The 20681-nt window shown below is 68.6% G+C and carries 14 protein-coding genes; 9 read left to right on the forward strand and 5 right to left on the reverse strand.

Translation table 11 applies throughout. From position 1 onward, the window contains the following. Positions 1-158: 158 nt before the first annotated feature. Together KA419_12240 and KA419_12245 are read left to right on the forward strand one after the other, a co-directional pair. Complete coding sequence (locus KA419_12240; protein ID MBP7866706.1) at positions 159-2579, forward strand: YfhO family protein; 2421 nt, start codon at positions 159-161, stop codon at positions 2577-2579. 180 nt (positions 2580-2759) lie between these two features. Then, positions 2760-3269, forward strand: a complete 510-nt coding sequence (locus KA419_12245) for a carboxypeptidase regulatory-like domain-containing protein (GenBank protein MBP7866707.1) — start codon at positions 2760-2762, stop codon at positions 3267-3269. Positions 3270-4092: 823 nt separating this feature from the next. Here the strand turns inward: KA419_12245 and KA419_12250 are convergent. Continuing rightward, a complete protein-coding gene (locus KA419_12250) occupies positions 4093-6498 on the reverse strand; it encodes a DEAD/DEAH box helicase (protein MBP7866708.1) in 2406 nt (801 codons plus the stop codon). A gap of 150 nt (positions 6499-6648) precedes the next feature. Here KA419_12250 and KA419_12255 point away from each other — a divergent pair, with 150 nt between their 5' ends. From KA419_12255 to nadA, 5 genes are all read left to right on the forward strand, one after another. Beyond that, the gene (locus KA419_12255; GenBank protein ID MBP7866709.1) at positions 6649-7692 is read left to right on the forward strand and encodes a TRAM domain-containing protein; all 1044 of its coding nucleotides are present in this window, start codon (positions 6649-6651) and stop codon (positions 7690-7692) included. A gap of 84 nt (positions 7693-7776) precedes the next feature. Continuing rightward, complete coding sequence (locus tag KA419_12260; protein ID MBP7866710.1) at positions 7777-8280, forward strand: 2-C-methyl-D-erythritol 2,4-cyclodiphosphate synthase; 504 nt, start codon at positions 7777-7779, stop codon at positions 8278-8280. Further along, a complete protein-coding gene (locus KA419_12265; GenBank protein ID MBP7866711.1) occupies positions 8273-10102 on the forward strand; it encodes a hypothetical protein in 1830 nt (609 codons plus the stop codon). The genes KA419_12260 and KA419_12265 overlap by 8 nt, the downstream gene beginning before the upstream one ends. Before the next feature lie 12 nt (positions 10103-10114). Beyond that, positions 10115-12331: a hypothetical protein gene (locus tag KA419_12270; protein MBP7866712.1), complete on the forward strand. Its 2217-nt coding sequence runs from the start codon at positions 10115-10117 to the stop codon at positions 12329-12331. Positions 12332-12337: 6 nt separating this feature from the next. Continuing rightward, entirely contained in the window at positions 12338-13417 is a 1080-nt protein-coding gene (gene nadA / locus KA419_12275) for a quinolinate synthase NadA (protein MBP7866713.1), read from the forward strand. A gap of 108 nt (positions 13418-13525) precedes the next feature. On the opposite strand, the gene KA419_12280 is transcribed toward nadA, so the two are convergent. After that, positions 13526-14521: a hypothetical protein gene (locus tag KA419_12280; protein ID MBP7866714.1), complete on the reverse strand. Its 996-nt coding sequence runs from the start codon at positions 14519-14521 to the stop codon at positions 13526-13528. 861 nt (positions 14522-15382) lie between these two features. Next, positions 15383-16243: a protease inhibitor I42 family protein gene (locus KA419_12285; protein MBP7866715.1), complete on the reverse strand. Its 861-nt coding sequence runs from the start codon at positions 16241-16243 to the stop codon at positions 15383-15385. Positions 16244-16592: 349 nt separating this feature from the next. On the opposite strand from KA419_12285, the gene KA419_12290 reads away from it, so the two are divergent. Both KA419_12290 and KA419_12295 read left to right on the forward strand, forming a co-directional pair. Then, the gene (locus tag KA419_12290; protein ID MBP7866716.1) at positions 16593-18416 is read left to right on the forward strand and encodes an indolepyruvate oxidoreductase; all 1824 of its coding nucleotides are present in this window, start codon (positions 16593-16595) and stop codon (positions 18414-18416) included. 20 nt (positions 18417-18436) lie between these two features. Then, entirely contained in the window at positions 18437-19333 is an 897-nt protein-coding gene (locus KA419_12295) for a sugar kinase (GenBank protein ID MBP7866717.1), read from the forward strand. A gap of 93 nt (positions 19334-19426) precedes the next feature. On the opposite strand, the gene KA419_12300 is transcribed toward KA419_12295, so the two are convergent. Both KA419_12300 and KA419_12305 read right to left on the reverse strand, forming a co-directional pair. Further along, complete coding sequence (locus KA419_12300; GenBank protein ID MBP7866718.1) at positions 19427-19534, reverse strand: IPTL-CTERM sorting domain-containing protein; 108 nt, start codon at positions 19532-19534, stop codon at positions 19427-19429. A 189-nt stretch (positions 19535-19723) separates the two neighbouring features. Then, positions 19724-20681: FHA domain-containing protein (locus KA419_12305; protein ID MBP7866719.1), on the reverse strand; the 958-nt coding region annotated here is incomplete at its 5' end.

Genomic DNA, 20681 nt, shown 5'->3' on the forward strand with positions numbered 1-20681 from the left:
CCCGGGGGCTGCCGGGGGACACCCGTCCGAAACCACGGCTGCACACCGGTTGACTTTTCCTGCGGTACCGGCTATGTTCCCTGCATCGGTCTCCGGGGGAGCGGGAAGACTCCCGGCTGCGTCCCGCACGGACACCGATGAAGGAGGCGTCCTCTCCCATGGCGGATGCGGGGATTCCCGGCGGCTTCGGGACCGGCGCGCCCCGGCGGTGGGCGGGTCTGCGCGAGAGCGCGCTGTCCCCGGCCCGGGGCGCCGGTTTCGCCCTCCTGCTCGCACTGCTGCTCGCCGCGCTCTTCCTCCCGGTGCTCCGGGGCTCCGACTCCCTCTTCGCCCGGGACCTCTTCAACTTTCACTACCCCCTCTGGAAGGCGACGGCCGACAGCTTCCGGACATCGGGCGAGATCCCGCTCTGGAACCCCCTCCTCAACTTCGGCCAGAACGCCGCCGGAAACCCCAACTACCTCCTGTTCTACCCGCCGGCCTGGATCCGCTTCGTTCTCGAGCCGCTGGCCGCCCTGAACCTTTTCATCGTTTTGCACCTTTTCCTCGGCGGCCTGGCCTTCCGCGCGCTCCTGCGACGGTGGGGCGCCGACGGGGCGGCGGCGGGGTGGGGAGGCGCCGCGTACGCCCTGGGCGGCGTGGCCCTGTCCCTGACCTGTCTCCTGACGCTCGTGCCCTGGGTTTTTCTTTCGCCCCTGGCCTGCCTCGCCCTGGAGGGGGTGCTCAAGCGCCCCGGCCCCGGGCCCGCGGCCCGCCTGGCCCTGGTTTTGTCCCTCACGGTGACCGTGTTCGAACCGCTGCTGGCCTTCGGTTTGGGCCTGGGTCTCCTCGGGCGCCTGGGGATTCACCTGGGCCGTGTCGGGCGCGAAGGAAGCCCGGGGCGACTGGCCCTGGCGCTGGCGGGGGCGCTGCTGACGGCGGGGGTGATCACGCAGCCCCTGCTGCGCGAAGGGGCGCGGACCCTGGCCGCGAGCCCCCGGACCCTCGACGCCGGGTCGGAGACGGCGCTCTACAGCCGTCACCCGAAGATGTTGCACGCCCTGTTCGTGCCGAACCCGTTCTCCGTCTCCTTCGGGATGGAGCGGACGTACCGGGGCGGGGAGTACACCGAGGGGCAGGAACCCTACCTCGTGTCCCTCTTCGTGGGCGCCTCCGCGCTGATCCTCGGGGTGGTCGCCCTGTCCGGCCGCCGTCGCGGGGCGGCCCTCGCGCTGCTGGCGGCCTTCCTCGCCTTCTGCCTGCTCGCCCTGGGGACCCGGGCCCCCCTGCTGGGGAACTGGGTCCAGGGCCTGCCGCTGCTGAACCAGGCCCGGTACCCGGACAAGCTCATGTTCTTCGCCGCCTTCGCCTGGACGGCCCTGGCCACCCTCGGCCTGTCACGGGTACGATCCGGCGGCGGCGGGGAAGGGGGAGGCGGCGCACCCCGCCGGTTCACCATCCTCCTGGGGCTTGCCCTCTTCATGGCCGTGGTCGGGGTTTCCCTCCGGGTCCCCGGGAGTTCGGCCGCTTCCCTCTGGCCGGTCCCTGCGCTGGCCGTGGCCGGGGTCGCGGCGCTCCTGCTGTTCCCCGGGAGGGGAGGATACCGGCCCTGGGCCCTTCCCCTGGCCGGCGCCCTGTTGCTGGCGGAACTGGTCGTCGGCAACCGTTTCGCCGTTCCCTTCGGGCCCCGGGTGGTCTTTCTCGAGAAGGTCCCCATCCTGGAGGCGGTCCGGTCCGCGGAGGGCGGCTTTTCGGCCTCCCGGCTGGCGGTGGAGGGGTTTCCGACAGGGGTTCGGTACGCCGGGAAGACCGACAGCCTGATCTGGTACTACCGGGCCCTTCGGCAGTCGGGGACGCCGTATCCCGGGTTCACCGAGGGGGCCGGCTACGGCTTCGACTTCGTCTTCGACCGCCTGGACCCGCTGGGGGCCGCCGCGTTCCGGGAAGCGAGCCTCGCCCTGCCGTTCGACGCGAGGCTGCGGCTCTACGCCGCCGCCGGCGTGCGGTGGCTCCTGTCGCCGATCCCCCACGAGCACCCCGGGCTCGAGCGCATCGGGCTGTACCCCACGGGGGCGACTTACCTCTATGCCCTCTACCGGGTGAACGCCGGGCAGGGACGGGCGGTGGTGAAGACGGCCGCCGCCCCGCCGCCCCCGGGTGACCCGCCGCTGCAGTCCCTGCTCGGGGCGGGGGACGCGCTGGCCTGGGTCCCGGGGCGCTTCGCGGGCGAGGCCCGGCGCTTGGGGCCCCCGGGAAAGGGCGCCTACCCCGGCGGCATCCGCGACGACGGCTTCAACCGGGTCGAGGTGACGACCGACGCTCCCGCGGCGGGTGTCCTCGTGTTGCGGGACGCCTACGACCCGGGTTGGACCGCGTGGGTGGACGGCCGGGAGGCGCCCGTGTTCCCGGCGGACTACATCTTCCGGGGCGTGTTCGTGAGTGCCGGGAGGCACCGGGTCCGTTTCGAGTTCCACCCCCCCGGCTGGGGGTGGATGGTCCCCCTCTCCCTTGCCGCCCTCGCCGCGACCCTCTGCCTCGCCTTCCTTCACCGGACATCTGCGGTTCCCCGCCGGGCGGGCTTCGGGGAGGATACGAAGTAACATCTTTTTTCAGAACTCGTTGCAATCGATCCCCCCGCGGCGCCCGACCGCCACAAACCGACATTTTTCCCGGTTCCCTGGCCGTGTCCCCCGCGATAGACTCCATCCTGAGGGGAGGCGTGACGTTCCGGAAAGGGAGAGACCCCGAGAACGGCCAGGCGCCTTGCCGAAGGAGGTAACATGTCCCCGACCCGTGGAGAGAGGATATTCAACGTCAGCGCCCCGTCGGAAGCCGGGGGGGCGGGCAAGCCGGGCGGTGCGGTGCGGTGGGCGGTCCCGCTGCTCGCCCTGCTGGTGTGGACCGGCACGGTCTTCGGCGCGATGGCGGGGCTCGGCGCCAGCATCCGCGGGCAGGTGAGGGACGAGGCCGGCAACGCCCTGGCCGGGGTCCGCGTCCGTCTCGCCCACGCGGGGAAGGGCGTCGTCCGGCAGACGCTCACCGACGAGAAAGGGCATTTCCTCTTCGGGAACCTCTTCCTCGAGAGCTACGTGCTGTCCGCCGAACTGGACGGCTACAACGCGGTCTCCCGGGCGGGGCTGGTCCCGACGGGGGAGGGCGAACTCCGGGTCGATATCGTCCTCCGGCCCGAAGAGGGGGGCGACGGGAACCCTTCCCCCGCCGCCGCCGGACGGGGTCGGAACGAAGGCCGCGGATCTTCAGGCCTGTCGGCGGATAAGGGACAGCCCTGAGGAGACCTTGGTCGAAAGACAGGAGAAAGGAGACGGCGTTTGGCCTTTCGAGCTTAATCGGAGACGCCGCTTCTCCGTGCTTTTGTGAGAAACCTACCGGAAGCTTTCTCCCGGCGGGGTGGCTGCCCGGTGAAAACGAGTGTCCAGACCCCTTGGCCGCCTCCCTGGCGACCCGTTCTTCTTTGCGCCCTGGCGTGATCAAGACCCGGGTCGGCGCTCGCCAAGGCGCCAAGCTCGCAAAGGAAGACCGCTTTAGCGCCTGTTCGTGTCGCATGCCGCGCCGGCGCCGTCTGCCGCTTCGGCTCAGCCTGTCCTTTCGGTCCCTTTGGTCCTTTGGGTCCCTTTGTCCTTCGCGCCTGTGTTTGATTTTCCGGAAGACGCGCGGGTGGCGTCGGGGCCGCGCCGCTCCGGCCGCCTGCGCGGCGCGGTCAAAGCGGCGCTCCGGCAGCCTGCGCGCCGCACTCCGCAAAGCGGCCTTCGCGCCGCACTCCGCAAAGCGGCCTTCGCGTCGATGGAGACGGGGGGGAGATGACGGTGGCCCTGGCGGTTTCGAGAGCGATTGCATCCGCGGTTTAGCTTCGAGGGCGTGGGCGATGGCGATGGTGGGGGCGGTGGCCCTGGCGGTTTCGAGAGCGATTGCATCCGCGGTTTAGCTTCGAGGGCGTGGGCGATGGCGATGGTGGGGGCGGTGGCGATGGCGATACCGATACCGATTGCGATACCGATACCGATACCGACCCCGACGACATTTCCTCCGGGCCTACAGCCTACAGCCTACAGCCTACAGCCTACAACCTACAGCCTACAACCTACAGCCTACAGCCTAAACCCCTTCCCCGGGAGACGCCGGGGCGGGAAGCGTTCCCCGCATTGCCTCCAGCACCGCGACGGCGACCTGCTTGGTGCGGACGTCGGGCTCGTTCACCGGGCCGACGCAGGAGGGACAGCCCTGCTTGCAGGGACAGGCGCGGATCAGCGCCACCGTCCGCCCCAGCAGTTCGTCGTGGCGCCCCGCCAGGTCCTCCGCCAGGCCGATGCCGCCGGTGATGTTGTCGTAGAGGAAGAGCGTCGGCTCGAAGCGGTCGAAGAACGCCATGTCCCCCTCGTCGAGGCGGCCGTCGGGAGTGAAGATCCCCTTGCCCTGGGCGGTCAGCGCGGCGTACCAGCGGGCGTGCCGGTCCCCGACGCTGCGGCCCAGGTCGCCGTAGTCGCACATCAGGAGCAGGGTGGCCACGTGGTGCAGGGCGTAGGCGGCGCCGAGGAAACCGTCCACCAGGTCGAGCCGGGAGTGGGGCAGCTTCGCCAGGACGTCGGGCCGCCCCGTGATCCAGTAGGCGGTGGTGTGGAGGTCGTGCTGGGGGAGGTGGATGTCCCCGTAACCCAGGTTTTCCGAGGTGTAGAACCGGACCTTCTTGAACCCGGCGAACTCCTTGACGACGTGGACCTCCCCGTTCTCGCACAGGGTGTTCCCCTGCACCGAGTGGTCGAACTCGTCCAGCACCCGGACGCTGGTGTAGACGATGGCGTCGGTGTAGTAGTCGGTGTCGCCCCGCCGGACGTAGGCCTTGCGCCCCTCGTAATCCAGGTTCTCCACGACGTAGGGGACGCTCTCCGAGAGGTAGACGGCGTCCTTGTGGATCAGCTCGGGGGCGCTGTCGAAGTCCACCTCGCCGATGGCCTTGTTGTTGTCGTCGGCGTCCAGGACCACGAAGTTGCCGTCGGCGATGTTGCGCAGGCTGACGTCGTCGGCGGGGTAGGACTGGTTCATCCAGTGGGTCCGGCCGGAGCTGCGGTGCAAAATCCCGTCTTCCACCAGCATCTGCAGGTAGTCCTCCACCCCGGCGCGGCCGAGGGTCTCGCCGTCCCGGAAAGGCAGTTCGAAGGCGGCGCACTTGAGGTGGCTCATGAGGACCAGGGGGTTGTCCGGGTTGATGAGGGCGTGCTCGGGGGAGCGGCCGAAAAAGTACTCGGGCTGGTTCATGATGAACTGGTCCAGGGGAAGGCTCCGGCCCACCAGGGCGATGAAGGCGCGCCCCGACTTGCGCCCCGCGCGTCCCGCCTGCTGCCAGGTGGCGGCGATGGAGCCGGGGTAACCGGCGATGACGCAGGCGTTGAGGGAGCCGATGTCGATGCCCAGCTCCAGGGCGTTGGTCCCCACCACCCCCCGGATGGAGCCGTCCCGCAGCCCCTTTTCGATCTCGCGGCGCAGGTTGGGGAGGTACCCGCCCCGGTACCCCCTCACCAGCCCCTTGTCGGGGATGCGCTTCTCCACCGCGTCCTTGAGGTACTTGACCAGAACCTCGACGTTGAGGCGGCTCATGGCGAAGATGATGGTGGAGATGCCGTCCCGCAGGAGGATGGTGGCCAGTTTCCGGGTGGCGGTGATGTAGCTCTGCCGGATCCCCAGCTCCGCGTTCACCACGGGCGGGTTGTAGAAGAGGATGACCTTCTCGCCGCTGGGGGCCCCGTTGCGGTCCACCAGCTCCACCGGTTCCTCCAGGAGCCGTTCGGCGAGCTGGGCGGGGTTGGCGATGGTGGCGGAGCAGCAGATGAACTGCGGGCGGGAGCCGTAGAAGGCGCAGACCCGCTTGAGTCGCCGGAAGAGGTTGGCCACGTGGGAGCCGAAGACGCCCCGGTAGGTGTGGATCTCGTCGACGACCACGTAGCGGAGGTTGCGGAAGAGCTTGACCCATTTCGTGTGGTGGGGCAGGACCGCCTGGTGGAGCATGTCGGGGTTGGAGATGATGATGTGGCCCATCTCCCGGATGGCGCGGCGGGCGTCGCCCGGGGTGTCGCCGTCGTAGGTGCAGGTCTTCACCCCGCCGCCGACGCCGTCGACGAGGGACTGGAGCCCCGAGAGCTGGTCCTGGGAGAGCGCCTTGGTGGGGAAGAGGTAGAGGGCGCGGGCCGTGGGGTCCTCGAGGACGGCCTGCACCACGGGGACGTTGTAGGCCAGGGTCTTTCCCGAGGCGGTCGGCGTGACCAGCACCACGTTCTTCCCGGCGAAGACGTGCCGAATCGCTTCCTCCTGGTGGCTGTAAAGCGAGGCGATCCCCTGCCGGCCCAGCGCCTCGACGACGCGGGGGTGCATAAAGTCAGGGAAGGGCCGGTAATCCCCGTCGGACGCGGGGAGGGTGCGCCAGGCCGACAGCGCGCCGTTGCGGAGCGTGAAGCGGCGGACGGTGTCCACCGCGCGGTCGAGTGCGAAATCCCGGTGTCCTTCAGCCATTCCGTCTCCATCCGTTGCGAGCTTCGGGCGTGGTCGCCGGCCTCATTAGACCGCATTCCGTTTCCGGGCGCAAGGGTTTCCCTCTGAATCGAAATCCGGTTTGGGGCCTTCAAACCGGTGTCATGTGTTTTATCGGGAAAGGAGGCCATCATGGATACCTGGATCGTTCGCCTGATTTTCGCCGCCGTCCTGACCTATGCCGCCGTGGCGGTGCAGCCGGCGGGGGCATCCCTCGGGCCCGCCCCGAGCGGCGCCCTCGGCGCCCTGACGGCGGCCGCCATCATCACCTTCGAGATCCGGATTCGCCGCTTGAGCCTGAAAACCCTCATCGGGGCCGTCATCGGCTCCATCCTGGGGATCGCGGGCGCGGCGCTCATCTCCCTGGTGCTCAGCCGGATGGAGTCCATCCCCAAGCCCACCCTGACCTTCCTCCAGCTCTCCATCATGATGTTCATGGCCTACGTGGGGCTCCTGGTGGGGGCGGACAAGGGCAACCTCCTGAACATGAAGGCGTTCGATGGTCTCTTCGCGACGGACCGCACCGCGGGCGGCTGCAGCAAGATCATCGACACCTCCGTGGTCATCGACGGCCGGATCGCCGACCTGTGCGAGACCGGTTTCGTCGAGGGCACCCTGATCGTCCCTCAATTCGTGCTGCAGGAACTGCAGTTGATCGCCGACTCTCCCGATTCCATCCGCCGGACCCGGGGGAGGCGGGGCCTGGACATCCTGCAGCGCATCCAGAAGATGGGCAACGTGACCGTGCAGTTCACGCAGACGGACTACCCGGAGATCCGGGAAGTGGACATGAAACTCCTCGAACTGGCGCGCGAGCTTTCCGCCAAGGTCATGACCAACGACCTGAACCTGAACAAGGTCGCCCAGCTCCGCGGGATCGGCGTCCTCAACATCAACGACCTGGCCAACGCCCTCAAGCCCCCGGTGCCCCCGGGGGAGATCATGAAGGTGATGATCCTGAAGGAAGGCAAGGAGGAGAACCAGGGGATCGCCTACCTGGACGACGGCACCATGGTGGTGGTGGACGAGGGGCGCACCCTGATCGGCAAGAGCGTGGAGATCGTGGTGACGAGCCTCCTCCAGACCACGGCGGGGAAGATGATCTTCGGCCGCATCAACCGGATCCTCGGCAACGCCGCCCAGCCGGGGATGCGGGAGCAGCGGGCCGCCCGCTGACGCGATTATGTTGGCGCCGGCGGGGTTTTCGGGTTATCATCTTGCCGCTCTGGACGGGAGGAGGTTTCCTTGTATCGCATCGGCATGGGAATCGACGTTCATCGCTTCGCCCCGGACCGCGAACTGTGGCTGGGGTGCGTCCGAATCCCCCACCCCCTGGGGCTCGAAGGCCACTCGGATGCGGACGCCCTGGTTCACGCGCTCGTTGACGCCATCCTCGGCGCGCTGGGCCGCCGGGACATCGGGTATTTCTACCCTCCCGGCGAGGCTGCCTGGAAAGGCTGCCCGGGGCACAAGTTCCTCGAGGACATGCGCGACCTCCTCCGCACGGAAGGGTGGGCCGTGGAGAACATCGACGCGGTGGTCCTGACGGAGGCGCCCCGCCTCTCCCCCCACATCCCCGGGATGATCGGCCGCGTGGCCGGCTGCCTGGGGATCGAGGAGGGCCGGGTGGGCATCAAGGCGGGGACCACCGAGGGCCTGGGGTTCCCGGGGCGCCGGGAGGGCGTGTGGGCCCAGGCGGTGGTCCTGCTTCGCAGGGCCGGAGGCCATCCCCCAACTGAGGAAAGGAACGGTACCGATGAATAGAACAGCGTTCGGGTGGTGCGCGGCGGGTCTGTGTCTCCTGCTGTCGGGGGTGTTCGCCCCCGCGGCCAGCGAGGTCTTCCCCCTGTCCCAGGTGCGCCCGGGGCTCACCGGGACGGGGAAGACCTGCATCCTGGGCTCCGGGCTCACGGAATTCGGTTTCGAAGTCCTCGGCGTGATGCCCAACATCATCGCCGGCCGGACCATCATCGTGGTGCGCCTCTCCGGCCCGGCCGTGGAGAAAACCGGTGTCTTCTCCGGGATGAGCGGTTCCCCCATCTACGTCGACGGGAAACTCCTGGGCGCCCTCGCCTACGCCTTCCCCTTCTGCAAGGAGCCCATCGCCGGCGTGACGCCCTTCGAGGAGATGCGGGCGATCTTCGAGAAGGAGGAGGACCCCGGCAAACCCATGAAGGGGATCCGGATCGTCCCCCCCACCGGCCGGAACCTGGAGAGCATCCTGACAGGGGGGGAATGCCCGGAAGGGGCCCGGGAGGCCGCGGCCGACGTGCCGGGGGTGTTCACGCCGGGAAGCCCATTCCGACCCATCGCCACCCCGCTCGGGGTCTCCGGCGCCACCCCCGCGGGGCTGAAGGCGTTCGGGGACCTCCTGTCCCCCCTCGGGTTCGAGCCGCAGGCCGGCGCCGCCCTCTCGGTGGCGGGGGCGACTCCCGGCGGCGAGCCTCCCCCGACCGTGCCGGGGTCGAGCGTCGTGGCCTGCATGATCCGGGGCGATCTCCAGGTGGGTGCGGGCGGGACGGTGACGGAGGTCGACGGGAAGACGATCTACGCCTTCGGACACCCCTTCATGTCCACGGGGGGGACCGAGTTCCCGCTCCACGCCTCCGAGGTCATCACCGTGGTTCCGACCCTGAGCACGTCCTTCAAGTTTTTCACCACCGGGGCGCCCATCGGGGTGATCCGCCAGGACCGCACCATCGGGATCCAGGGGACCCTGGGCGAGGCCCCCCGCATGGTCCCCGTCGAGCTGTCCCTCCTCAATTCGAGGGGAAAGAGCCTCAAGTACCGATTCGAGACGGCGCGGGACCGGCAGCTGACCCCCCTCCTGATCAGCCTGGGCGTACAGAATTTCCTGACCGTCGAGGAGCGCGTCCTCGGCTGGGAGACCATCGAGGTGTCCACGGACATCTTCCTGAAGGGCGGGGAGGAGATCCACCTCCGGAACATCTTCTGCCAGGCCAACCTCACCCCGGCCCTGGCCGCGGCTTACGTGGCCGTCCCGGTGCAGTACCTCATGCTGTTCGGGTTCTCCGGGATCGACATCGAGCGGATCTGTGTCTTCGCCCGGATGCGGGAGGAACTCTCCGTGGCCCGGCTGGACCAGGCATGGGTTTCGAAAGTCCGGGTGAAGCCGGGGGAAGCGCTTCGTTTCCACGTCACGCTGAGGCGACCGGACGGGACCCCCGAGGAGGAGCAGTTCTCGGTGGCCATCCCGGAGGACACCCCGCCCGGGCCCATCCAGATCTACGTGGGCGACGGGACCAACCTGACCCAGCTCGAACAGCAGCTCGAGCCCGGGCTGTTCCTGGTCACCGACGCGGCCCAGTTGATCCGCGTCCTGAAGCAGTTCCGGCAGGACGGGACCCTCTATGTCAAGATGTACCGGAAAGGGGAGGGGATCTTCACCCACGGCAAGGATTTCCCGGCCCTCCCGCCCTCGATGCTGGAGATCTTCAAGGGGCCGCGGCTGGGAGGCGCCCCCTCCCCCGTCAAGTACGTGCACTTCTACGAGCAGAACCTCGGAAACAAGCCCTACGCCGTCACCGGCTTCAAGACCTTCCAGGTGATGGTTGAACCCCGCTGAAGGAGACCAACGATGACGTTTCGCTGCACCATCCTCTGCACCATCCTGATGGGCCTGTCCCTGGCGACGGTCCTGGCGGTCCGCCCGAAAAGCTGGCTGGCGGACACCTACGAGGAATTCCTCGACGGCAAGGCTTCGGGGGTCTCCATCACGTACGACGGCCGCCTCGTGCCGGCCCCGACGCTCCAGGAACGATGGGATGCCGGGACGCCGTTCGTCCTCTGCGCCATGCGGGACGCGAAGGGCAACCTCCTGGCCGGGACGGGTCACGAGGGGAAGGTTTACCGGATCGACGCCGCGGGGAAGGCGGAGGTGTTCTTCGACGCCGAGGAGCCCGACGTCTTCGCCCTGGCCCAGGGCCCCGGGGACGAGGTCTACGTCGCCGCGGGCACGGCCGGGAAGGTCTACCGGGTGACCCCGGGCGGGAAAGGCGAGGCCCTCGCCGGCCTCGACGCGAAGTATGCCTGGTCGCTGGCCGTCGACCGGCAGGGCACCCTCTACGCCGGGACCGGAACCGACGGGAAGATCTACCGCTTCCGGGACGGCAAGGCCGAGCTGTTCTACGACTCCCCGGAGACCCACATCCTGTCCCTCGTCTTCGACCCGGACGGAAACCTCCTGGCCGGGACAGCCCCCAGCGGCCTCGTGCTCCGGATCGCCCCGGACGGCAAGGCAGCCACCCTTTTCGACGCCCCGCACGGGGAAGTTCGCCAGCTGGTCCGCGACCGCTACGGGAATCTCCTCGTGCTCGGGGTCGGGACGGACGCCGACGACGCCGTCACCACCGTCGACAGCGCCACGGACCCCTTTTCGAGCACGTACCAGCTGACGCCGCGGAAGCGGAAGAAAGTGGGGATGGACGATTACCTGGCCCTGGGGTACGGCGCCGCCAAGCCGGCGGTGAGCGGGCTGTACCAGCTGGACCCGGGGCTCAACGTCCGGGTGCTGTGGTCGTCCCCCGAGTTCAGGGCCTTTTCCGTGGCGGTGGACGAAGGCGGCGACGCCTACCTCGGGACCGGCGACCGCGGCCGCATCCTGCTCATCCGGGACAACCGGCCCTACGGGGTCCTGGTGGAGACCGGCCAGGAGCAGGTGACCGCCATGGTTCCCCACGGGGAGGCGATCGCCCTTTTCACCAGCAACGCGGGCAAGGGTTACCACCTCCTTCGCAAACCCGACGAGAAGGGGGAATACGTTTCCGACGTGGGTGACGCCGGTTTCCCGGCGACGTTCGGGGCCCTCACCGCCCAGCTGCCCGCGGCCGTGCCGCCGGGACGCTTCGCGTTCTGGTTCCGCTGTGGCAACTCCCCGGAGCCCGACAACACCTGGGCGGCGTGGGCAGGTCCCCTGGACCCTGCGACGGGCGCCGTCCCCGCCGTCCCCCCGTCGCGGTACTTCCAGGTCAAGGTGGTCCTCCACCCCGAGGGGAATCTGCCCGGGGCCGCGGTGGACACCTGGGTCGAGCGCCTCGGCGTCACCTTCCTGCAGCAGAACCAGTCCCCGCGCCTGAGCGCCTTCACGGTGAACCCCTCGGGCATCGGTTTCCAGGAACAGACCCCCATGCCCAACACCACCGGGATCCCGTCCTTCGGGGACCACTCCTCCTTCGTCTTCCCCGACGTCCTCCTGTCGGCCATCACCCGCCCCGCGGCCTTGCCGACCCTGGTCAAGGCCTACCGGCTCGGGACGCTCTCCATGAACTGGACCGCCTCCGACCCCAACGACGACGTTCTCGAGTACGCCGTCTCCGCGAGAACGGTCGGGAACGACGCGTGGGTGACGCTCCAGGACGGCCTCCGGGAAAACACGCTCAACCTGGGGATCAACCGGCTTGGCGAGGGGCGATTCCAGTTCCGGTTGACCGTCTCGGATGCCGTCTCGAACCTCCCCGGGCAATCCCGGGAGGAATCCCTGGTGAGCCGGGTCATCACCCTCGACAACACGCCCCCCGTCATCCGGCCCGGAACGGGGCGGTCCGACGGGGGGGGCTTCGAGGTCGAGGTCGAGGACGCCCTGAGCCCGATCCACCTCGCGGAGTACTCCGTGGACGGCGGGGTGAAGTGGACGTCCGCCGGCCCGGTCGACGGGATCTGCGACACCCGGCGGGAAGTGTTCCGGGTGTCGGTCCCTGCCGGGGCGAATCCGGCGGGGGCGGCCGGGCGGATGCTGATCTTCCGGGCCATGGACAGCGCCGCCAACGTCTCCGTCGCGACCCACGCCATGAAGTGAACCGACATGGCCGCACTGGACGATGACACCCGGAACCTGGCCCCGGAGGAGGTCCTCCGGAGGATCGGCACGGTGCGGGACCGTCTCGGGGAGGACCTGGTCATCCTGGGACACCACTACCAGCGCGACGAGGTCATCCGCTTCGCCGACATCACCGGGGACTCCCTGAAACTGTCCCAGTTCGCCGCGAGCCGTTCGGCGGCCCGCTGGGTCGTCTTCTGCGGCGTGCACTTCATGGCGGAGAGCGCCGACATCCTCCGGTCTCCGCACCAGCGGGTGATCCTACCCAACCCGGCCGCGGGGTGCTCCATGGCGGACATGGCGCAACTGCCCCAGGTGCGGGCCTGCTGGGAACTCCTGGATGCCGGCCTTCCGGGGCGGACAGTCCCGGTGGTCTACGTCAACTCGTCCGCGGAAGTGAAAGCCTTCGCCGGCGAGCGCGGCGGGATCGCCTGCACGTCCTCGAACGCGGCGAAGGTGGTGGAGCACGCCCTGGGGTTGGGCGAACGCGTCCTCTTCCTGCCGGACCAGCACCTCGGGAGATATTCCGGGTCACGGGCCGGTGTTCCGCTGGAGCGGATGCCCGTCTGGGACCCGGCGGCGCCGCCCCGGGGGGCGGGCTGGGACCCCTTCCGGACCGCCGCCCTCATCCTCTGGAAGGGGCACTGCTCCGTCCACCAGATGTTCAAGAACACCCACGTCACCCACTTCCGGAACACCGAGCCGGACCGGCGGATCATCGTTCACCCCGAATGCGCCTGGGAGGTGACGGCGGCGGCGGACGAAGCCGGCTCCACCGAGGCGATCCTCCGGCGCGTCTCGGAGACGGCCCCGGGCACGCGCTGGGCCGTGGGGACCGAGCTCAACATGGTCAGGCGCCTGGCGAGCCGATACCCGCAAGGGACGGTCGTCCCCCTCACGCGCTTCGGGTCGGTTTGCCCCACGATGTGGCGGATCGACCCCCGCTGCCTCCTCCAGGCCCTGGACCGGTTGGCGGCCGGGGACCCCGTGAACGTCGTTTCCGTCCCTGCCGCGATCGCAGGGCCCGCCCGCCTGGCCCTGGACCGGATGCTGTCCCTGGCATAGCCGGGCCTGACCCCCCCCACCCGCGAACCGGTCGTTCCCGAAAAAAAAGGGGCCTCACGCGAGGCCCCGACTGTCTATGAGAAACCGTTTCGGGCGGGGTAGGCCCCTTCACTGGGCCTGCCTGACCTGGAACGGGACTTTCACGGTGAAGGAGGGGGTGCCGGTGAGGTTCATCTCGAGGGTGTAGTTCCCCGGGTTGAGTTTCTTGGGGAAGGTCGCGTCGAAGGCCTTGCTCTCGCCGGGGGCGATGGAGACTTGCGCGGCGGTCTGGGCGAAGGACTTCCCCGTGGACCACCGGTAGACGAAGCTGCCCGCGGCGGTCCGGATCACCACGTCGAAACGCTGGGCGGTGTTGAAGTTCAGGTTGAGGGGGGTGTTGGTCCCGTTGGAGACCAGCAGGGAAGCGATCACGTCGATGTAGTAGCCGCAGCCCTCGGTGGTCCCCCTGGACCGGTAGCGGGAGGTGTAGATGTAGTTGTCCAGGGTCAGCCCGGCGGTGACGGGGCCCGTGCCGGGGTCGGCGTTCGGGGCGATGTAGGCCTCGCCGTCGATCGTGGCGGCGGTCAGGGCATAGATGCGCGGGCCGGCGATGGACATGCGCTCCTCGCGGATCAGGCCGACGCCCGGGGCGAAGAACTGGGAGGTGATGCCGGCGTCGCGGCAGGGAAGGTTGGTGTATCGGACGGCCAGGACGTTCTGGAAGGTGCCGGCGGGGACGGTCACGGGCTCGGTGACGTACTCCAGTTGCGCCGTGGCGTTGCTCTGGCAACCCGACAGGACGACCGTCCAGGTGGTCCCGGACGTGGCGCCCAGCTTGAACAGGGTCGCCGGGCTGTAGCCGCCGGTGTGGTGGAGGACGTTGCCGGACGTGTCTCGGGTCACCCAGAGTTCGCCGCCCATGAGGAAGGTGTGCTTGTAATAGAAACGGCCGTTTGACGTCCCCGTCTCGACGATCCGGTTTTCGACGGTGGCGCCGCCCGTGACGCCTTCGATGGCGTAGGTCCAGGCGTTCCCCTCGGCCTGGGGGAAATAGTCGTCAGCGGAGGCGGCCGCGGCCGCTCCGATCGCGAGCAGGGCAAACAGGGGGTAAAGGTATTTCTTCATGTCAAACCTCCAGGCAAAATGGAAGCAGCTTCTAGCAAAGGACATGCCAATTCGCTTCGGGGGCGGGTGGAAGCCGCTTCCCGCCCCCTCCGGGCACGGGGGGCGGACCCCGGTCCCCGGTTGCGCGGCGGGAGGGGAAGCGGTGGCGTCGCTGTCCCTTCCCGCTGCCCCCGGGCGCCTGTCCACCGTGCCCTTCACGATTCCCGGGGTTCCTCCCCCGCCGCCCGGCGGCTCTGCCCCATCACGCCAGGTCCGGAGGCCGACGGGCAATAGGGCGCAACACAGTGATGCACAGTGTTTCGGATATAGATCGTAATAACAATGGATACAGTGTATTCTTTGTCTCCTCCCGCAGGGGGGAGTCAAAGAGGAAGCGCAACATTATGTTGCAAAACGGGGTCCCGGTCCGGCCGGTCCCGGCGGAACCGACCATGTAACAAACGATGGTTCAGATAATTACGACGAGAGCTGTCCGGTGGGTCGAGACCGCAATAAAAAGATGCGGTAAGCGCTGACTGCTTTCAGAACCCGAGCGAACATGGATGTCGAATGGCACCATGATTCTCGAGAGATAAATTCGCAACACGGCAAGAAATAGCGGGTTGCGAAACGCCCCTTCGCCCGCTTTCGTCCCGCCCGCGTCCCGCTCGAATCTCGCCTTCGTCTCGTCCTCGTCGCGTCAGGATCGTGGCGTTTTTTTTGACCCTTGGCGGGATGAGGGCGCGCAGGGCAACGATCCCTGGCCCTGGGGACATCGTCGCCGAGCTTCCTTGAAACCAGTCAGAACTTGCAAGAGGCGCAGCGGTCGTCAGGGGGACGACCGCTGCCGCCCGGTGTGTAGCGTAGGTGGCGCAGGTTCGGCTAGCGGGGGCCCGCTCCCGGGGAAACCCGGACGAGGACGGTGAAACGCTCGGCCGCTTCCTTCTCCCAGTTCCGCTTGTACAGCAGCGTGATCTTGGCGGCGCCCTCCCGGTCGGCCCGGAAGTGGAAGACGTACGCGCCCCCCGTCCCCACGGCTTTTCCGTCCCCGGCGTCCTTGTGGTACTCGACGGGTCCGATGGGGATCACGGCGGCGTGGTCGGGGGGGAGGGCCTGCCACTCGTAGCCCGTGGTGGGGTTGCCGGGGAGGCGGATGGTGATGACCTGCCCGATCACGGCCTCGACGTAGTCCCCGCACGCCTCCTTGCCCAGGGCGATCTCCCCCGCGGTGCCGGTGACGATGGGGAGCTGCTGCGCTTCCTCCACGGGGACACCGGCCACGGAGACCTCGCGGCCGATCCGCTTCTCGCCCTCGGCCGGCTGGACCATCCAGCCGTTCGGGCCCCAGGTCATCAGGCGCTTGCCGACCCAGTAGAGCGGGCCCCACGGCGTGCGGACGTAGTCGTTGACATTGGGCTTGAGGTCGAGAGCCTTTCCGTCGTAGAAAAGGGTCCCCACGCTCTTTTCCGTGTCGCGGCCCATGGTCTCGTGCTTGAGGGTGTACTTCCACTTGCCGGCGGTGTACGTGCCGGGGCGGGTGAGGTCCGCCTTGACCACAGGCGGCTCCGCAGTCGAAGGCGTCGTCGGGCCTTCCCCGGCCGCGGGCGGCTCCGCGGCCGAAGCCGTCGGCGGGTCCGCCGTGACCGGGGGATGCCCGCCGTCTCCGGATGGCGGGGTGGCAGTGGCGGAGGCCGCAAGCGACAGGCCGAAAACGAACAGGATGGTGACGATCAACTGCTTCATCTCTTCCTCCCGGGAACTCGATTGCAAAAAGCGCATTCTATCCGATCCGGCGGGGGAGGGGAAGGGCGAATTGCTCGGGGCGGCAGTGACGCGTCAGAGTTCCGTTCGCACCGTTCACAACGTTCACGTCGTTCCCACCGTTCACACCTTTCGCACCTTTCACACCGTTCGCACCGTTCACACCGTTCGCACCGTTCACACCTTTCGCACCTTTCACACCTTTCGCACCTTTCACACCATTCGCACCTTCCCCCCGAACGACAAACCCCTTGACTTGACCCGCTGAAACAGGAAAAATGCCCCTCTGACCGACCCGCACCGGGTGCCGAAATCCGACGAAAGGGGACACATCATGGAAAAGCGCGTCCTTCTGGGCAACGAGGCCATCGCATGGGGACTGCTCCTCGGCGGGTGCGAGGTGCTCGCCTCCTACCCCGGCACCCCCAGTTCGGAGGTCCTGCCCGCTTTCGTCGGTTTCACGAAGGAGACCGGCTCACCCGCCGTCGCCGAGTGGTCCATCAACGAAATGGTGGCCTTCCAGGTGGCCCTGGGGGCCTCCTACGCCGGCAAGCGGAGCGCCGTGGTCATGAAGCAGGTCGGGCTCAACGTCGCCGCGGACGCCCTCACCAGCGCCGCCTACACCGGCTGCAAGGGCGGCTTTCTCATCATCAGCGCCGACGACCCGGGGCCCCACTCCTCCCAGACGGAGCAGGACACCCGCTTTTTCGGCATGTTCGCCAAGGTGCCCGTGCTCGACCCCGCAACCCCCGGGGAGGCGCTCGCCTACGCCCGGTTCGGGCTCGAGCTTTCCGAGACCTACGGGGTCCCCGTCATCCTTCGCCCCTCGCTGCGGGTCTGCCACTCCCGGCAGGACGTGGACCTGCCCCCCGTCGGTTTCGAGGCGCGACCGTCGGCCTTCGTCAGGGACGTCGAGCGCTGGGCCGCCACCCCCAAGTTCCGTTACCGGCTCCACCGTGAACTGAACGGGAAGCTCAGGACCCTCGCCGCCGACCTCGCCGGGGACGATCGCGTGATGGCCGAGGACACGGGCGAGGGAAGCCGGGGCATCGTTGCCGGGGGGGTGCTCCGGGGGATCGTGAAGGACTTCGCCGCCGCTCGCGGGCTCAACCTGCCCGTTCTGCACGTCGGGCTGCCGTTCCCGCTCCCCGTGGAGCGCGTGGCGGCGTTCGCCGCGCGTTTCGACCGCGTCCTGGTCCTCGAGGAGACCACGTCGGTCATCGAGATGCAGCTTCCCGACAAGACGCGGCTCGACGGCCGTCTCAACGGGGCGGTCCCCGAGGAGGGGGAACTGGACGGGGCCCGGGTGGAGCAGCTCCTCTGCCGTTTCCTGGGCCTGGAGGCGCGTTCCACCACCCTCGAGGTCCCGGGGGACTTCCAGCGGGACATGCGGCGGCCGACCCTGTGCCCGGGATGCCCCCACCGGAACTCGTTCTACGCCATCCGCAAAGCCTTCCCCAAGGGAATCTACTGCAGCGACATCGGGTGCTACACCCTGGGGATCAACCTCAAGGCCGTGGACACCGTCCTGGTCATGGGGGCGTCCATCGGCCTCGCCATGGGGCTCCGCCAGGCTTACGGGAAGGACGGCCTCGAGCAGCCCGTCGTCTCCACCATCGGCGACTCCACCTTCTTCCACTCCGGGCTTCCCCAGTTGGTCAACGCCGTTTACAACGACATCCGCATCCTCGTCGTCATCCTCGACAACGCGGTGACCGCCATGACGGGGATGCAGCCCGCCGTCACCACCGGGGTCCGGGCGGACGGCTCCCGGGGGGTGGCCCTCTCCATCGAGGAGGCCGTGACGGGTTGCGGCGTTCGGTTCATCCGGCCGGTGGACCCCTACGACATCCCGGCCACCCTCGAGGCGCTGAAGGCGGCCCACGCCCACACCCTCGCACCCGACGGGGGCCCCGCGGTGGTCATCGCCCGTCACCCTTGCGTGATCAACGACCGGAAGGGCGCCATCCCCAAAGCCTTCACCGTGCGGGTGGACCCGGAAAAGTGCCGGCGTTGCCTACACTGCGTGCGAAACTTCGAGTGCCCGGCCATTTCGGCCGACGCGGACCGCAACATCTCCATCAACCCGATCACCTGCGCCCGCTGCGGGCGCTGCATCGAGATCTGCCCCCACGGGGCGTTCGTGGCCGAGTAAACCGTTACGGGAGGAGTACCTTGAAACTGATCGCCATCGGATCCGTCGCCTTCGACAGCGTCAAAACCCCCTTCGGGGAAGTGGAACGAGCGGTGGGGGGCTCGGCCACCTACTTCAGCCTCTGTGCCAGCTATTTCGCCGACACGGCGGTGGTGGGCGTCGTGGGGGAGGACTTCACGGAACGGGAGTTCGCCCTCTTCCACGAGAAGGGGATCGACACCCGGCAGATCCGCCGGGAGAAGGGGAAATCCTTCTTCTGGAAAGGGGTCTACAACAACATCAACGAGGCCGAGACCCTCGCGACGGAGCTGAACGTCTTCGCCGACTTCCGGCCGGAGATCCACCCCGATTTCCGGAGCACCCCCGTGGTCTTCCTGGGCAACATCGACCCCGACCTCCAGATCCACGTCCTGGACCAGATGAAAAAGCCCGCCGTCGTCGGCCTGGACACCATGAACCTCTGGATCAACCTCAAGCTGGACGCCCTCGTGGCGGCGCTCCGGCGCGTGGACATCCTCTTCATCAACGACGGGGAGGCCCGCATGCTCTCCGGGGAGCGCAACCTGCTCAGGGCCGCGGCGAAGATCCGTTCCATGGGGCCGAAAGCGCTGGTCATCAAGCGGGGGGAGTACGGGGCCGCCGGCTTTTTCGAGGACGAGGTGCGGCTTCTCCCCGCCTTCCCGGTGGAGGAAGCCCGTGACACCACCGGCGCCGGGGACAGCTTCGCCGGCGGCTTCATGGGTTACATCGCCTCGCAGGGCAGGATGGACCGGCGGGATTTCGGTCTCGCCCTCCGGTACGGCACCGTGATGGCTTCCTTCAACGTGGAGGATTTTTCGGTGGAACGGGTCCGCCGCTTGACGTTCCCCGAGATCACCGACCGCCTGGAGCGCTTCCGCCGCATGCTGGCGGAATGATCGCCCGGGGGGCGGCCGGGGTGCCGGGTCAGGGACGGGCTTTCCGCCTGTTCCGCGGATTCCCGTCCCCCGGTTGGTCGCCCAGGCGCTGCGTCAGACGGCCCGCCCGGAGCGGAGGGCCAGCACCGCCGCCGCACCCAGAAGCACCACCAGAGAGATGAGGCCCCAATCCCCAAGGGTTGGGATGGGACTGTTGCCCAAGGTGATGATGCCGGGGCCGGAGAGTGTGTTGGTGAAAGTCCCCTCTTCGCCGAGGTGGACGCCTCTGTCAAGATAAAAAGCAGGGGGTCTTCTTGCGTTCTCCTCCGGGTCTTGACCTCGCGAAGGCGCAAAGCTCGCAAAGAAAAATAGATAGCCAGGGATGCGGCCAGGGGATACGAAAGGCCGACGTCACAGGGTGAAACGAAAGACCTTGAATCCCAGCTTGATCTTGTCGCCGTCGGAGAGGGGGCTCATCTCCGTCTTCTCGTTGTTGACGTAGACGCCGTTGGTGCTTCCGAGGTCCCGGATGAAGAAACAGCCGTTCTCCTGGTAGATCTCGCAATGGCGGTGGGAGATGGCTTTCTCGCCGGGGAAGGCGATCTCGTTCTCCGCGGCGCGGCCGATCCTCACCCGGGGTTTCTGGATGGGAAAAATCTCCTTCTCGCCCTCCGCGGAGTACGTGATGAGCCTCGGGCGAACCGGGGGGGCGTCTTCCGGGGGTGGGGGTTCCTCCGACCCGGGGGGGGCCGGGACGAGGGGCTGGATCGGCGCCTCCGGGAGGAGGGTGGACCCGCAGTGATTGCAGAACCTCGAGTTGGAGGGCACGTCCGCGTCGCAGCGCGGGCAGCGCGTGGGCGGCCCCGCTTCCTCGGGGGACTGCTCGAAACCGCACACGGCGCACTTCAGCGAGTCGGGGTCCTCCATGAGCGATTTGCAGGCCGGGCACTGGCGGGTTCGGGGGCGGAGCATCGGCCGGGGGATGGACTCGATGGGAAGGGTCGGCTTGGTGAACGACCCGTCGCCGGCGGTCAGTTCCCCGTCCGGTTCCGCCGCCAGGGGGAACAGGGGCGCCCCGGGCGGCGGGGCGGGGATGGGCGGTGCAAAGGGCGCCAGGGGCGGTTCGGGCATGGGCGTGCGGGCCGCCGGGGCGGGGGCCGGGGGAGCGGCGGGGGCAACGGGCCGCGGGGCTGCCGGGACCGGTGCCGCCGCATACTCGGGCTCCGGAGCGGCCGGTGCCGGCGGGCGGAAGACGGGGGGGGCCGGCTGGGGAGGCTGGACCGGCTTCGGCGCGGGTTTCGGCGCCGCTGCCGCCGGGGGCGCCGAGGCGTAGGCGGGCGGCGGGACGGCCATGGGGGGCAGGGGTTCC

The organism is Acidobacteriota bacterium (genome assembly GCA_018001935.1).
Classification (GTDB): Bacteria; Acidobacteriota; JAAYUB01; order JAAYUB01; family JAAYUB01; genus JAGNHB01.